At 38.7% G+C, this 16,559-nt stretch carries 12 protein-coding genes; all 12 read right to left on the bottom strand.

The window, feature by feature from the left end; all coding sequences use genetic code 11:
- Nucleotides 1-17 precede the first annotated feature (17 nt).
- The gene (gene mnmG, locus K9L86_03670) at nucleotides 18-1,829 is read right to left on the bottom strand and encodes a tRNA uridine-5-carboxymethylaminomethyl(34) synthesis enzyme MnmG (GenBank protein ID MCF7907956.1); all 1,812 of its coding nucleotides are present in this window, start codon (nucleotides 1,827-1,829) and stop codon (nucleotides 18-20) included.
- Between the two features lie 86 nt (nucleotides 1,830-1,915).
- Nucleotides 1,916-2,659: a 2,3-diphosphoglycerate-dependent phosphoglycerate mutase gene (gene gpmA, locus K9L86_03665; protein MCF7907955.1), complete on the bottom strand. Its 744-nt coding sequence runs from the start codon at nucleotides 2,657-2,659 to the stop codon at nucleotides 1,916-1,918.
- Nucleotides 2,660-2,740: 81 nt separating this feature from the next.
- Nucleotides 2,741-5,032 carry a vitamin B12-dependent ribonucleotide reductase gene (locus K9L86_03660; protein MCF7907954.1) on the bottom strand — a complete coding sequence of 764 codons (2,292 nt, stop codon included), beginning with the start codon at nucleotides 5,030-5,032 and terminating at the stop codon, nucleotides 2,741-2,743.
- A 197-nt stretch (nucleotides 5,033-5,229) separates the two neighbouring features.
- On the bottom strand, nucleotides 5,230-6,222 hold the full coding sequence (locus K9L86_03655) for a LacI family transcriptional regulator (protein ID MCF7907953.1): 993 nt from the start codon (nucleotides 6,220-6,222) through the stop codon (nucleotides 5,230-5,232).
- Nucleotides 6,223-6,265: 43 nt separating this feature from the next.
- Nucleotides 6,266-7,450, bottom strand: a complete 1,185-nt coding sequence (locus K9L86_03650) for a hypothetical protein (protein ID MCF7907952.1) — start codon at nucleotides 7,448-7,450, stop codon at nucleotides 6,266-6,268.
- Between the two features lie 52 nt (nucleotides 7,451-7,502).
- Nucleotides 7,503-8,459 (bottom strand): ROK family protein, encoded by a 957-nt coding sequence (locus K9L86_03645; protein ID MCF7907951.1) that lies wholly within the window; start codon nucleotides 8,457-8,459, stop codon nucleotides 7,503-7,505.
- Nucleotides 8,460-8,513: 54 nt separating this feature from the next.
- A complete protein-coding gene (locus K9L86_03640; protein MCF7907950.1) occupies nucleotides 8,514-9,452 on the bottom strand; it encodes a lysophospholipid acyltransferase family protein in 939 nt (312 codons plus the stop codon).
- A 14-nt stretch (nucleotides 9,453-9,466) separates the two neighbouring features.
- Nucleotides 9,467-9,955 (bottom strand): adenosine-specific kinase, encoded by a 489-nt coding sequence (locus K9L86_03635; protein ID MCF7907949.1) that lies wholly within the window; start codon nucleotides 9,953-9,955, stop codon nucleotides 9,467-9,469.
- 9 nt (nucleotides 9,956-9,964) lie between these two features.
- The gene (gene lnt / locus K9L86_03630) at nucleotides 9,965-11,416 is read right to left on the bottom strand and encodes an apolipoprotein N-acyltransferase (GenBank protein ID MCF7907948.1); all 1,452 of its coding nucleotides are present in this window, start codon (nucleotides 11,414-11,416) and stop codon (nucleotides 9,965-9,967) included.
- A gap of 9 nt (nucleotides 11,417-11,425) precedes the next feature.
- Nucleotides 11,426-14,284, bottom strand: coding sequence for a preprotein translocase subunit SecA (gene secA / locus K9L86_03625; protein ID MCF7907947.1), 2,859 nt, complete (start codon nucleotides 14,282-14,284; stop codon nucleotides 11,426-11,428).
- Nucleotides 14,277-15,377 (bottom strand): peptide chain release factor 2, encoded by a 1,101-nt coding sequence (prfB, locus tag K9L86_03620; protein ID MCF7907946.1) that lies wholly within the window; start codon nucleotides 15,375-15,377, stop codon nucleotides 14,277-14,279. The genes secA and prfB overlap by 8 nt, the downstream gene beginning before the upstream one ends.
- An 83-nt stretch (nucleotides 15,378-15,460) precedes the next feature.
- On the bottom strand, nucleotides 15,461-16,537 hold the full coding sequence (locus tag K9L86_03615) for a PilT/PilU family type 4a pilus ATPase (GenBank protein ID MCF7907945.1): 1,077 nt from the start codon (nucleotides 16,535-16,537) through the stop codon (nucleotides 15,461-15,463).
- Nucleotides 16,538-16,559 lie beyond the last annotated feature (22 nt).

The following is a 16,559-nucleotide window of genomic DNA, read 5'->3' as shown; positions in this document are numbered from 1 at the left end:
TATAGCACCAACCTGAACTATACTTTCTGCTTCTTTTTTACCTCATTATAAATAGTTAAAATCGCCGCCGGAGTAACTCCGCTTATTCTCAAAGCCTCACCTAAGGTTTTAGGCTTAAACTTCTTTAACTTTTCAACTATTTCTCTAGAAATTGATGAAATCTTAGCATAATCCATCTTAGGTAACTTTACCCGATCAAACCTTTCTATCTCTTTAGCCTGAGCCAGCTCTCTAATTAGAAAACTCTCATACTTAGCCGCCACCTCTATTTCGCGCTGAACCGCTAAGTTATCAACTGATTTATCGAAATGCTTGTTCACCTTACTAAAACTTATCTTCGGACGTCTTACAATCTCAAGAAGCGAAAGACGCTTTCCTTGAAAAAAAATCTTTTTAGATTTTGCTTCTTTTAAACAGTCCTCAATCGACCGCCTCTTATCGCTGATCAGCTTATACTCACCTCTAGTTAATAGCCCTAAATTATAAGCTAAAGGTCCAAGACGTAAATCAGCATTCATTTCACGCAAAGAAAGACGAAACTCACTACGCGAGGTAAACATTCGATAAGGCTCATTAGTACCCTTGATGGTTAAATCATCAATTAAAACCCCGATATAAGCTTGATTTCTAGCTAAAATAAACGGCTTCTTTTTCTTGACTGACAATGCAGCATTTATTCCAGCTATCGCACCTTGAGCGGCTGCTTCTTCATAGCCAGTAGTTCCGTTAAGTTGACCGGCAAAGTAAAGCCCGCTGATCTTTTTCGCTTCTAAGGTTAGTTCAAGCTCTCGGGCATCAATTAAACCATGCTCGATACCATAGCCAGGACGTAAAACTTCAGCCTTTCCTAGACCTTCTATGCTTTGAATAAACTTTATTTGAACCTCATAGGGCAGGGAAGTTGAGATTCCGTTAGGGTAAACCTCATAAGAATTTCTACTTTGAGGCTCAATAAAAACCTGATGACGGTCTCGATCAGAAAACTTAACCACCTTGTCTTCAAGTGATGGACAATAACGCACGCCTTGAGATTTTATTTTTCCTGAATAAAGCGGCGAATATTTTAAGTTTCTTTTAATTATGTTATGAGTTTTTTTGTTAGTGTGGGCGATAAAACAACTTAAGGCATCTTTGGATATCCTTTTATTAGTAAATGAAAATGGCACAGCGTCAGAATCAGGAACCTGTTCGATCATTTTAGAAAAATTAATCGTCCGAGAATCAAGTCGAGCGCAAGTCCCAGTTTTAAAATGCTTAGTTTTAAAGCCTAGCCCTTTGATACTATTAAATAAGCCATCACTGGACTCTTCATTCAGCCTTCCGCCAGGAAAACTTTTCATGCCGATATGAATTGTACTCTTTAAAAATGTTCCAGCGCAAATAATTACTTTTCTCGATAACAATAGTTCACCGAAATTAGTTTGAACTCCGTACACTTTTTTGCCCTTGACCAAAATTTTATCGACCTTAGCCTGTAATATTCTAATCTTGCCACTCTTTTCGATAAAGTCTCTCGCTATTTTGGGGTAGGTTAACATATCCACCTGAGCCCGATGAGCCCAGACAGCCTTACCCTTACTACGGTTTAGAATTCGATAACCTAAGGCAGCTCGATCGGTTATTCTCCCGATTAAACCACCCAAAGCATCAACCTCACGCACCAAATGCCCCTTAGCCACTCCGCCGACAGCCGGATTACAAGATAACTTGCCAATGGCATCGATATCGAGGGTTAAAAATAACACCTCACAATCAAGCCTAGAGGCTAAATAAGCAGCCTCAATTCCGGCGTGACCTGAGCCAACTACAATACAATCATATTGCTTCATAGATTAAAATTGTATCACAAATAAAAAAAGGGCACACCCTATTTTTAAAATTCGGATCTGCCCCCTAGTTAACTATTCGTTTGCTGTTATTTCTTAGTCTGCTTAGCAACTGAATCAATTGCTTTCTTAATTACTTCTGGATCTCCCAAATAATAGTGTCTGATTGGTTTCAAATTGTCGTCTAACTCATAAACCAACGGTATTCCGGTTGGTATATTCAAGCTTACAATTTCCTGATCGCTAACATTATCGAGATATTTAACTAAAGCCCTAAGACTGTTTCCATGAGCAGCAATGATAACCTTTTTACCGTCTTTTAAGGTAGGAACTATTGTCTCATGCCAATAAGGCAAGAATCTATTCACCGTATCCTTTAAGCACTCGGTTAAAGGTACTTCTTCAGGCTTTAAATTCTGATAACGTAGGTCTTTAGCCGGAGACCGCTCATCATCAGGTGTTAAGGCCGGCGGCTGGGTGTCATAACTCCTTCGCCAAATCAAAACTTGTTCCTCACCGTATTTCTTAACCGTCTCTAGCTTATTTAATCCCTGGAGAGCTCCATAATGACGCTCATTAAGACGCCAGGAGCGTTGAACCGGAATCCACATTAAATCTAAATCATCTAAAACCATCCAAAGAGTCTGAATTGCCCTTCTTAAAACTGAAGTATACGCTACGTCAAAAGTAAAACCTTCTTTTTTTAACCACTTAGCTCCTTCATGGGCCTCTTTTGCTCCTTTGTCGGATAAACCAACATCGGTCCAGCCAGTAAAACGATTTTCTAAATTCCAAATGCTTTCACCGTGACGCAATAAAACTAGCTTAATCATCTCTTCTCCTTCTTAAAAAAAGTGCCTGCTTTTCCCCTACCAGCAGGCACAAATTTATCAATAAAATCTATTTGTCTGTTGTCAGCACTTAGAATAGCCACAAGCATCACAAACAAGGCAGCCTTCTTGATGACGCAGAGCGTAACCGCATTCAACGCATACTCCAACGATAGTATGAGAGTCTCTAGTCGCAACTGGAGCAAAAACTTTATCTGCCTCTTCACTTTTAGCCGGTTGGGTCACAACATTAACTATCTCTTTTTGATCGGTTCCTCTTTTTTCTAAAACTCTGGCTATTGCGTCAGCACAGGAAAAAATCTTCTTTCCCTTATCCCAGGAAGGTGAAGGACATCTAATTCCTTTCAACTGCTCAACAATAACTTTTATATCTATTCCGCCACGAAGAGCTAATGAAACTAACCGACCAACAGCCTCAAGTTGGGAAGCTGCACAACCGCCCGCCTTACCCATCTGAGTAAAAACTTCAAAAAGATTATCTTCCTCATCTTGATTAACGGTAATATAAAGGTTACCACATCCAGTGGTAACCTTGGTAGTAGTCCCCAAAATAACTTCCGGTCTCGGTTTAGGATAAGGTACGGCTATTGAGTAGCCCTGGATTTCCTTATCTTCCTTTTTCTTATCAGCCTTATCTAAGGTCAAAACCTGCACGCTTCTTGAACCATCACGATAAACGGTAACCCCCTTACAACCTAGCTTATAAGCTAGTAGATACGATTCCTTAACATCATCAACAACTGCGCTATTAGGTAAATTTATTGTCTTTGAAACAGCATTGTCGGTGAACTCTTGAAAGGCAGCCTGAGTCTTTAGATGCCAAAAAGGTGATATGTTCATTGCGGTTCTAAAAATTCTTTTTGTTTCTTCAGGAACTTCCTCCATGCTCTGGACATCTTCACCTTTAGCAATCCGCTGCATTAAATCATCTGAATAAAAGCCTTGCTTTTTAGCTGTATACTCAAAGGCCGGATCAACTTCAAGAAGCTTCTCTCCGTCTAGAACATTACGAAAATAACAAAGAGAAAAGTTAGGCTCAACTCCGCCTGAAGTCGGCCCAGCAATAATACTTATTGTCCCGGTAGGAGCAATAGTAGTTAAAGTTGCATTACGTATCTTTATCCCCTTCTTATGCCAAGAACTTCCTTTCCAAGCTGGGAAAACATCTCTTTCTGCGGCTAGCTGTAATGATTGCTTCTTGGCTGCCTCGCGAATAAAACGCATTACATCTTTGGCCAAGTGAATTGCATCATCACTATCGTAAGGAATACCCATAAAACCAAGCATAGTTGCCCAACCCATTACTCCTAAGCCAATTTTTCTTGTATTACGAGTATTTTCTTTAATCTGTTCAAGCGGAAATTTATTGGCATCGATTACATTATCTAAAAAACGTACCGCCGATTTTGTAATCTTTTCCAATCTTTTCCAATCAACTTCAAAACCTTGATCAGTTTTCGTCAACATCTTGGCAAGATTAATCGAACCAAGATTGCAACTTTCAAAAGGTAGGAGTGGTTGTTCGCCACAAGGATTGGTGCTTTCAATGAGTCCAAGATTAGGAGTAGGATTATCACGGTTAATCTTATCGATGAAAACAATCCCTGGTTCCCCATTTTTATGAGCATAGGTTGCAATTAGATTAAAAACTTCGCTAGCATCTAATTTCCCAACAATCTCTTTATTGAAAGGATCAATAAGAGAGTAATCTTGTTTTTGAAGAACTTTATCCATAAACTCATCAGTTAGGGCTATCGAAATATTAAAATTAGAAATTTGCCCCTCTTTCTCTTTACATTTTACAAACTCTAAAATATCGGGATGGTCTACGCGTAATATCCCCATATTTGCTCCCCGACGAGTACCCCCCTGCTTGACCGCTTGGGTAGCTGCGTCAAAAACCTTCATAAAAGAAACCGGGCCAGAAGCAACTCCGCCGGTAGACTTAACAACACTATTTGTAGGGCGTAAACGCGAAAAGCTAAAACCGGTACCACCACCAGTTTTATGAATTAAAGCGGTTGATTTTATAGCATCAAAAATAGATTCCATTGAATCCTCTACCGGCACTACAAAACAAGCCGAAAGCTGACCCAAATCTTTTCCGGCATTCATTAAGGTGGGGGAATTAGGCATAAACTCTAAATTAGTCATCATCTCTAAAAATTCGGCTCTAACTTCCTTTACTCTCTTTGCATCTTGACCGTAGTTTGCCTCGACGCTAGCGATTGCCTGAGAAACTCTTTCTAGTAACTCTTTTGGAGTTTCTGACACCGCACCTTGATTGTTTTTCTTAAGATAACGTTTACGTAAAACAACAATTGCATTCGATGAAAAATTTAACTCTTCCTGCATAACCCCCTTCTCCTTAATGTTTAATTATTGATTATTAATGCTTCTAGTAGAATACTTATTGTATATCATAGCTAATGAACTGTGTCAAGAAAAAATACTATATATAGTATGTAGGTTAAGCTTCAAACTCAACATATTGATACGAAGATTAAAAAAATAACTTATCTGTTTGGCACCTAAGCGCTAAACAGTACGCCTTAAAGAAATCCTACTGTGTCTCTGATGATAAGTTCTGTATCAAGAACCAGCTTCTGAGGAGGTTTATTCTCATCGATAGTATCTTTTAAAATCTTGACCCCTTGTTGGACCATTGCTTTCAGGGGTTGCCGAACTGTAGTAAGCATTAAATTACCATAAAGACAGTGAGGGTTATCATCAAAACCGATAACGCTCAGAGATCTCGGAACCTCGATTCTTTTTTCCTCGGCAAAACTCAAAACTTCTGAGGCTACCTCATCACTGCAGCAAAAAATTGCTGTCGGAGCCTCATCAACCTTAGCAAATAGCTCATCGAGGCCTTCCCGGGCATCCTTACGTGAAAAGTTAGTTGATTTAACGTAATCTTCCCGAAATTCAATTTTATTCTTAACCAAAGCGCTTTTGTAGCCATCAATCCTCTCCTGAGAGCATTGGACGCGTAAATCACCGGCAAGATGGGCGATTCTTTTATGTCCATGATGGATAAGAAACTCTACTGCCTCGTAAGCTCCCTTAAAATTATCAACAGATATCGAGCTAATCCTAGGATCATCAATCCTTCGATTTATAACTATTAGGGGCACCTCCTCCTTAGTTAATCGCTCAAGTTGCTGATCATTGCCAATAACATCAGCCATTATGACTCCGTCGACTAAGGAACTTTGGAAGTTGTCTTTATCCCAAAAAATATTCAGATGCAAATCAATTGAGTTTTGAGCCGTTGATGCAGCGACTTCACGAATTATCTCTAAAGCGTAAAAAGAATAAAATATCCCTTCATAACCAGGAAGAATTAGGCCAAAAGTATTAAGTTTGCCGCCGGCGAGTCTGCGAGCGTAGAGTAAAGGTTGATAATTCAACTCATTTATTGCCCGCTCAACCTTATCTTTATTTTCTTGACGTAGAGGAAAATTATTGATAAAACGAGAAACCGTAGCGATTGAAACGCCCGCCTTTCTGGCAACATCCTTGATGGTTATTTTAGAAGACATTGCTATCCCGTTTTAAAATAGGCTGGATGAAGTAAGAAGAAACTTACCGACTTATAACGATATCGCCTTCTTGAATAGTCGTCCCGCCAACTACTTCTTTTATGTCCGCGGCAGAAATTTCCCTACGAGTCTCAATAACCTCTAAAGTTGCGATTTCTCTATCTCCACGCATAACTTTTAACAAAGCGCCAGGACGTAAACCAGAAGCTTCTCCGATATCAACAACTATGAACTTTTCTTCTTTATTTACAGCTATAACTTCGCCACGAAGTCCTCGCAAACCAGGAGCTTCCGGTTTAACTACAATCGGAGGCAACTGCACCGATGCTGACTCAGAAGCAGTAATACGTTTACTGCCAATTATTGCATGTTCAAGCTGCTCTTGTAATTCGCCGAAAGCTAAAGATTTTTCTTTTAAAACATTCTCGGCATCAGAAATTCTACTTTCCAAACTTTCTTTTCTGTCCAATGCGCCTCTGAGAGTACTTTGCAAATTCATTTTTTCTTTATTCGATAAAACAATCTCTCTCTTTAAACTTATATTTTCGCTTCGAAGTTTTCTCAATTCAGTAACAGCTGAAGCCCGCTCTTCTCTCTCGCTAACCAAATCCATACTCAGGACACGTAAGGTTCTTTCTTTAAAGCGTACTTCTTCGTCAAGTCTTTCTCTTGTTTTATTAAGCTGATCAATTTTTATACTGAGCTCTTTATTATCTTTATCTAATTCCGATATCTTACTTTTTGCATCAAGCAATACTTTATTCAAAGTACCAACTTTTGCTTCCAAGGAAGCTTTTTCCTTAACAAAATCTGCCCAATGATCTTCAGAAAGCTGTCCTCCAGAAACCGTTGAGGGGCTAAAGCTTTGGACTGAGCTTGAACTTGAGCTTGACTGAGTAGGCTTACTACTTAGCTTCTCAACCAACAGATCTCTTTCCTGGGTAACTTCAGCTAACTTTGTCTGGAAACTATCTCGTTCATTCTCTAATCGTGAAAGTTCAGCATTCATCGCTGATTGCCTCTCTTCTAAGGCATTATTTCTCTCTCGCTGAGTATTATATTGCTCTTTTAAGTCTTCTTTCTCTTGGATTAAGGCGGAATTCTCCTTCGTTAAATCTTGATTTTTTTTGCCTAATTCCTGAGACTGCTGATAGAAAGTGTAGGCAATAAATCCTATACCTAAAATAAAAATCAAGAGAATGATCGGAATTATTTTTGATTTGTCCATTAGTGACCTCCTTTTAATTAATTATAACGTATATAATATACTAGCATATATACTATCTCTGTAAAGTATTTTCTTTAAAAACTAACATTGCTGCCCCAAGAGAAGTCGCATCATTACCCAAGCAAGAAAGGGTTATTTTACAGCCCTTTCTCATCTCGTTAAAAGAAAACTTCTTTACCGAGTTTATACATTCTTCTAAAAAGAATTCTCCGGCACTCTCTAAACCGCCACCAATAACAACTGCTTCCGGGTTAAGTAAGTTAATTAAAAAGGCAGCTTTTACGCCTAAAGTTCGAGCAGCCTCTTTTATTAAATCCCGAGCAAGTTTATCTTTCTTATTAGCCTCCTCAAATATAGATTCTAAAAACAATTCGCCGCTAGAACTTATCTTTTTTACTAAGCTAGTTTCTTGACCCAAGGAAATGGCAGTTTTAGCCCGCTTAACTATATCCAAGTCAGCCGGCCAAGCTTTAAGAAAAGAAAAATCGCCTAGATATGAAGACATAACTGCTTTGGGATTTAAAAACAACTCTCCAGCAGCCCCATCTCTACCTTTATATATGTTGCCGTTGGCAATAACGCCGCAACCCACCCCTGAAAACAAATAAACAATATTTTTGTATTTTGAAAAATTAGCTTGGTACTCAGCCCAAGCGCAAGCATTGGCATCATTTTCAATATAAACGCTAAGGCCAAATTTCTTCCTGAGATAATCTCCCAAAGGGACTGCCACATAAGAATCCGGCGGCTGAGGCCAGTAAACAATTCCTTTTTTACTATTTACAATTCCGCCTAAGGCAAGACCCACTCCCTCTATCGAAGATTTATATCGCTTAGACTTAGCAAGAATCCCTTCAAACAACTCTAGTAAAGTTGCCAAAGTTTCGTTGGCATTAACGGTACTCCTATTTTTGATCACCTTTGCTAAAACTTTACCTTCATCATTCAAAAGAACTGCTCGGGCATCAAAAAGATTAAGACCAATACCTAAAGAATATTTCTTACTCATATTAAATCTCTCATCTTAGAAAATTTTAACAAAAAAATCTAGCGATTACAAGTTTTATTGTTCTATTTTAAATTTTAATCTTTCAACTTCTTTTGAAGGCCTCGATTTCCAACGGCGATGAATCCATGACCACTGAAAATCATGTTCTCTCACCCATGCTTCGATAATCCGAGTAAGCTCAATTGCATTAGCCAATACGGTTTCATCTTTTTCTTTGGCGACGTCTAACTGCTGTTCAGAAGATATCTTTATGCAATGTTTACCAGTTGTTTGACGATATATATATGCCGGTACTACCGCACTTTGAGTACGTAGAGCTAAAACTATCGGCCCCACTGGTGTAGCCGCCAACTGGCCGAAAAATTTCACCCAAACGCCGCCAGTACCAAAATTCTGATCCATTTGCATTACTACTATCTCATTATTAGCTAAAGCCTTAATAATACCATTTACGCATTCACGACGTGGATAAGAAAAAATTGTTTTAACTCCGGTAGCACTCCTTAGGCCATGAATATAATCACTAGTCTTCTCATCACGCATCGGCCGAGTAACAAAGCTAACCGGATACCCGGCTTTTGCTAGCTTTAAACTCATTAGCGGAAAATTACCTAGATGGGCGGTTACAATTATAACTCCTTTTTTCTTTGCTAAGGCTTGCCTTAAATATTCTTCCCCCTCAATACTGATATTCTTCAGCTGATGAATATTCTTTAAGCAATGAAGCAGCTCAAAAGAACTCTGAGCCATAAAAATGAATACCTGACGAGCTATTTTTTTGCGTTGTTTAACTGTTTTTTCCGGGAAAGCAAGTTCTAGGCCTTCAAGAGCAATCTTACGATGGCGCCTAACCACTAAGTAAGCAATACTTCCTAAAACACTACCCAAAAAGTAGTTCCAGCCTAAAGGAGTTATTCCGTTAAGATAAGTAAAAATTCGCATGGCAATCCAGCCAGCGTTACGACGCAAGAATTTCTTTTTTTCTTTAGCCATATACTCTTTGTTCCTTAAAGCTTGTATCCAAACTTCCTTAAAAGATCTTTTCTCGCCCTAACATCATCCTCAGTCTCAAGGCCTTTGGGCTTAGCGCCATCAACAACTCCTAAAAGCGCTCTTCCCTGGGCAGTCTCACAAACTATAACCTCCAACGGATTAGCTGTAGCGCAAAAAATGCGACAGACTTCAGGAATATTTTTTATCTGATTTAAAACGTTAATCGGATAGGACTCCTTTAAGGCTATAAAAAACATATGTCCGCAAGCCAAGCTTAACACATTATCGCTGGCTATTTTTTTTAGCTCTGGATCATTACCTTCTGTCCTGACTAAACACTCACCGGAAGCTTCGGAGAAAGCCAAGCCAAATTTTATCGTCGGAGAACTGCTAATGAGTGCTTCATAGATATCTTCAACTGTTTTAATGAAATGGGCTTGACCGATGATTACGTTTAAATCTTTCGGTTTATTAACTTTTATTACTTCTAAATTAACTTTCATTAAAAACCCCTAATCTTTGCTGCTTTTGATAAAAACCGCTAAAAGAAACATACCACAAAAAACCGGGAAAAGCTCACCCCAAAAAGTATAAACCCCTCGTACCCGATTCAAAGAAATTCGAAAAGTTTTAATAGCCGGAAAAAAAACTTCCTTACCTTGATGGGTTAGTTTCTCAATTTCTCCTTTAAAAGATACCCAACCGCTAATTCCAGTATTAGCACTGCGGACAATAGAAACTCTGTTCTCAACAGCTCTTAAAGTCATAACGCCCAAATGCTGAAAGCTCTGGGGGTTTCCACCAAACCAAGCATCATTAGTAATATTAACTAAAAAATCACTATCACCAACCATCTGAGTAACATAACTCGCTAAAACATCCTCAAAACAAATCAAAACCGAATAGTTATGTCCGGATTGCGAAAATCCTGAAAGTGTTTCTCCGGGGCTTATGTCTCCAATTGTATTCAGCACCTCAATAAAACTAAACAATTTCCTAAGAGGAACATACTCACCAAAAGGAACTAGTTTTATTTTACGATAAGAACCACACAAACGGATTGCTGATGCCCTCCACTGAAACAATAAGGCTGAATTATAAAACTTATCTCCTTCTTTGATAACTGAACCAATGAGAATGTGCCGATCTATACTTTCAGCAAAACTTCTCAAATCTTCTACATCTTCTTGAGCTACAGTATACGGCCAAGCTGCCTCAGGGAAAATGACTAAAGATTCTTTCTTTGTTTCTTTAGCTAATGACCCCAACTTATCTACAATTGAAGAAGCTGCGCTAGGATCCCATTTTAAACTTTGGGGAATATTTGGCTGAGCTACTGTAACTTCTAAAGAACCTGCCTCGGTTAAGTTCTTAAGCCGATAAGCTCCATAAGAAAAACAAGCCAGAAAGATCAAACACACAAAAAGAGCTTTCTTGACGATCGCCTTTTTCTGTTTTGGCCCTTTGGTTGTGATTACTTCCCAAATAAAAACATTAGCCATTACGACTAAAAAAGAAATCAGCTTAACTCCGCCAATATCAGCTACCTGGATTAAATGAAGATTATTATACTGAGAATACCCTAGGTTAGCCCAGCCAAAACCAGTCCAAATATTCTCCTTCAAAAACTCAATCAAAACCCAAAAACAAGGTAGGCTGATAAGTCTCAAAGGTTTCTTTAAAAAGTAACGACCGACTAAAAAGAACAATACACAATACAAAGAAAGATAAACAACCAAGGCAATCAATCCCAAAAAGGTAACTTTAGCTATCCAAAAAATAACTACCAGATAATAGGCAAAGCCAAATAAAAAAGCTCTAAAAATTCCCGCCTTAAGCGAGCTCTTACTTATTACTTGAATAAAAGGAACTAAAGAAAACCAGATTAAAAAAGAAGTTGGTTCTGAATTAAAACTCAAACCGGTGAGTATACCACCGCATAAGGCTAGTAAGGTCAAAGTCATTTTACTAAATTAGACTCCACAACACTTCTTATATTTCTTTCCACTCCCACAAGGACAGGGTTCGTTACGACCAACCCTTTTTTCTCCTACTTTAGGCGGAGCGGCCTTTTCCTTAGAAGACTTATTCTCTAAGGGTGTGTATTCAGAATGAATAAAATCTTTGGGTGATTCTGAAAAAACACCGACATCTTCAGGAAGCAGTTTAACTTTAGCTTTAAAAACCATTTCAACTATCCCCTCCTTGATAGTTGAAATCATATCTTGAAAAGCAAGATATGACTCTCGTTGATACTCAACCAAAGGATCTACATGAGCATGAGCTCTCAAATGTATTCCTTCCCGAAGGTGATCCATCACTAAAAGATGCTCTTTCCAACGCGAGTCAACTATCCAAAGACTGGCCGCCCTCTCCATTTGGCGCATCTGATCAACTACAGACTTAGCCTCTTTCTGATGATAGCCCTCTTTTAATTGAGCCTTTACAAATTCAGCTATTTTTTCAACCGCTAATTTAGCAATCTCTTCATTCTCTAGCTCTAAGTCAAACTTTGATTTTACCCATTGGATGAGACCGGAAATATCGCTTTCCTCTTGAAAGTATAACGGTACATTCTTATCAATTGTATCATCAAGCATTAAAAAGATCTCCTCGCGCATATCGCTACTCTCTAAAATCTCCCTTCTCTGACGATAGACAACTTCCCGCTGCTTATTCATTATATTATCATACTGCAATAGCTGTTTACGTATTTCAAAGTTATGCCCTTCAACTCTCTTTTGAGCTACGGCTAAAGAATGATTGATAATTGTGTGCTCTATTGGCTGGTCTTCGGGAAAACCAAGAGTATCCATTAACCCGTATATTTTTTCGGACCCAAAAAGACGCATTAAATCATCTTCTAGGGAAACGTAAAAACGAGATGATCCGGGATCGCCTTGTCTTCCTGATCTTCCCCGTAACTGGTTATCTATTCTTCTTGACTCATGGCGTTGAGTTCCAATAATATGCACTCCACCTAAAGCTACAACCTGATCATGATCTTTTTTAAACTTTTCCTTATATTGCTGATAAAGCCGAGAATACTCCTCTTGATAAGATTCATCTTCTAAAGATATATTATTTTTAGCCAGAATATCTTTTATAAAGTAATCAAGATTGCCACCTAAAACAATATCGGTTCCTCGGCCAGCCATATTAGTCGCAATAGTCACTTGGGCTAATCGTCCAGCCTGAGCAACAATACGGGCCTCTTTTTCATGATATTTTGCATTAAGTATACTATGAGTGACACCGCTTTTATTAAGCAAAAAAGAAAGCTGCTCTGAATCGTCGATTGATGTTGTCCCAACCAAAACTGGGCGTTTTAACTTAGAAAGCTCTTCTACTTCGCTAACTACGGCAGCAAATTTACCTTTCTTGGTCTTATAAATTCTATCAGCATGATTAACCCTGAGGAGCGGACGATTAGTTGGTATAACTACAACATCTAATTTATAAATATGATTAAACTCATTGGCTTCGGTGTAAGCTGTTCCGGTCATCCCGGCTAATTTATCATACATTCGAAAATAATTCTGAAGAGTTATCGTAGCCAGAGTTTGTGATTCCTCTTGTATCTTCAAATTCTCCTTAGCCTCAACAGCCTGATGAAGACCGTCTGACCAACGCCGACCAGACATAAGCCTTCCAGTAAACTCATCAACTATTAAAACCTTGCCCTCTTTTACAATATACTCTTTATCGGCAGCGAAAAGATGATGCGCCCTTAAAGATTGTGTAAGATAATGTGACCAAGGATTAGAAAGCTTATCCGGGGATTCATCGGAAATACTCTTTATCCCTAATAATTTCTCGCAATGCTTTTCTCCAGCAGGAGTAAAATAGGCCTGATGGGTCTTTTCCTCGATGATCGCCTCGTAATGATCCTCCAACTCTTGCGGTGTCATTACGACCTGAGAGCCATCTCTATTTTTTATAGTAACTGTTCCTTCCTTAGTATTATCATACCTTTGAATAATAACCTTAACCTTAATCTGGCGGACGGCTCGATCAGCAAGATAGTATTTCTGAATATAACTCTCGGCCGGACCAGAAATAATCAACGGGGTTCTGGCTTCATCAATTAAGATCGAATCAACCTCATCAACAATTGCGTAACAATGCTTACGCTGAACCATGCTTTGAGGAGAAGTTGTCATGTTATCACGAAGATAATCAAACCCAAACTCATTGTTAGTTCCATAAGTAAGATCACAAGCATAGGCTACTTTTCGCTCAAGCGGAGACATATCTTGTTGAATAACTCCCACCGAAAACCCTAAATATTCATAAATTGGCCCCATCCATTCTCGGTCGCGCTTAGCTAGATAATCATTAACCGTAACAATATGCACCCCTTGGCCTAAAAGAGCATTTAAAGATGCTGCCAAAGTTGCAACAAGAGTCTTTCCCTCACCAGTCACCATTTCAGCTATTTTATTTTTATGCAAAATAATTCCACCGAGAATCTGTACGTCAAAGTGACGCATTTTAACTGTTCGTTTAGCTGCCTCTCTAACCATAGCAAAATAAAATGGCAAAATCTCGTCTAAAACAGCTTCGGTTATATCTTTATGCTCATCAACTGAAGCTTTGGCAATCCTTGCTTTAATCAGGCTTTTAAATTCATTAGATTTGCCCTTAAAAAACTCTTTGGGCTTTGATTCGAGCTCATGCTCATAAGAGTTAACCTTAACCACCAGCGGCGCAAAACTAGTAATAATCTTTAAAGCCGGAGTAGGAATCTCTTTGTTTAACAAAATCTCTACCTGGGGCTTAAGCTTATTAATTTTTCTTTGACAATTTTTAAAAATTATATTTTTAAGCACTTTTCTTAACCTCACTCATGAATCTTAAATAAGCATAAATAAAATCATCTAATTTACCTTCAAGAACGTTCTTAGCATTATGAACCTCTAAGTTAGTTCGATGATCCTTGACTAAAAGATAAGGATGTAACACATAAGAACGAATCTGGGAACCCCACTCTATTCTTTGTTTGATTCCGGAAACTTCTTCCAGCTCCTTTCGATTCTCCTCTTCTTTGCGCTCATATAACTTTGCTTTTAACACTCCAAAAGCAGCCTGTTTATTTTGATGTTGCGAACGCTCATTTTGACAAGCCACCACAATACCACTAGGCATATGAGTAATCCGCACTGCCGAATCAGTAACATTTACGTGCTGGCCGCCAGCACCGGACGCCCGATAGGTATCTATTTTTAACTCTTCAGGCCTTATTTCAATTTCAACATCATCTTTTATCTCAGGAAGAACATCTACCGAAGCAAATGAAGTATGACGACGTTTATTAGAATCAAAAGGAGAAATCCTTACTAAGCGATGTACCCCCCGTTCAGAACGCAAAAGGCCATAGGCCCTAATTCCCTGGATAAAAAAAGTAACGCTCTTTAAACCGGCCTCGTCTCCTCTCAATTCATCCAAAACTTTGAGCTTAAAACCTTTGTCCTCGGCCCAGCGACAATACATCCTAAAAATCATTGAAGCCCAATCACAAGCTTCAGTTCCGCCGGCTCCGGAATTAATTTCTACTATTGCATTATTATTGTCAAACTTACCAGAAAACAAAATTTTGAGCTTAAACTGCTCAGCGTTAACTTCTAGTTTACTCAGCTCCTTAATGATATCCTTTTCAAAAGCCGAATCGTTTAGACTTTCAATCTCGGCTACATTTTTAAAAGCACTATATAAATCCTGCCAGTCATCGACGTCACTTTTAATAACTTTTAGCTCATCAACCACGCTAGCTGCTATCTTTTGATCATTCCAAAATCCGGGTTGAGCCATCTTAAGTTGCAATTTTTCAATTAGCCCCTTTTTATCCTCTATCTTTAAAATTTGCCCAAAACGAACAAGATCTTTCTCTAGCTGTTGAATTCTTTTTTTTATATCCTGAGTCATAAATCTAGTCTTTTCTTATAATAATTGCAAGAAGGGTACTGATGGCAATTATTTCTCGATATTTTAGATAAGCCTTGCCTATTTTAATCCTTTATTAATCCCTTATTACGCATTAGCAGCTCTAACTCTTCGCGGGTATCGGAAAACTGTAAGGCATGATCTGCAGTTACTTTTCCTTCCTCGACAAATTTCAACAAACATTGTTGAAAACTCATCATTCCGTAATGCTCACCAGAAGCAATATATTTAGGAATTTCCCAAATTTTGTTCTCCTTTATAAGTCGGGATACCGATGGGCTAAGAGTCATAACTTCATAGGCTGGAATCATTCCCAAATTGTCAGCACGAGGAATCAAGCGCTGAGAAAGAACTCCTTTGAGCAGAAAAGAAAGCTGATTCATAACAAAGGCATGCTGATGAGGATGGAAAAAGTTCACAATCCTCTCTATAGTAGAAGTAGCATTCACCGTATGAAGCGTAGACAAAACCAAAACTCCGGTTTCAGCGGCAGTGAGTGCCGCATGACATGTTTCAGCATCAAGGATATTACCAATATACATAACGTCCGGTGAATGTAAAGCAAACTGCCTGAGAGCATCATGATAACTCTCAACATCAGTTCCAATCTCCCTTTGATTAACCACTGATTTGTCATCCTGAAAAGTAAATTCGACCGGTTCCTCAACCGTGAGTATATGACGCCCATAGTTATTATTGATAAATTGAATCATGCTGGCGATCGTTGTTGATTTACCACTTCCGGTAATACCGGTAAGCAAAATCAACCCTCTTCGCTCGGTGCAGAAATTTTCTAACACCGCCGAAGGCAAATTAAGTTCTAGAAATGAAGGTATTCTTAAGTCAATTTTACGCACGACCAAGGCCGGAGTGTTTCGTTGATAAAATATACCGACCCGAAAACGCCAATACTCTCGATACCAATAAGTAAATTCGCAACCTCGGTGTTTCTCTAACCTTTCCCGGTCTCGCTCCCTAGTAATCATTTCGATAATCTGTTTAATTTCATCAAAAGTAAATCTATCTTCCCTGAGGACTTCAACTTCAGTATTAATCCTGCCACGTAAAGGACTACCTACTCGCAAGAAAATATCGGTAGCGCTTTTCTCAATCATCAACTCTAAAATATTTTTAAAATCCATCTTTTACCTCCTAAGTAAAATC

The organism is Candidatus Omnitrophota bacterium (genome assembly GCA_021735655.1).
Taxonomy (GTDB): domain Bacteria; phylum Omnitrophota; class Gorgyraeia; order Duberdicusellales; family 4484-171; genus JAHKAJ01.
The sequence above is the reverse complement of the archived record's forward strand: the minus strand, read 5'-3'. Positions and strand labels throughout refer to the sequence as shown.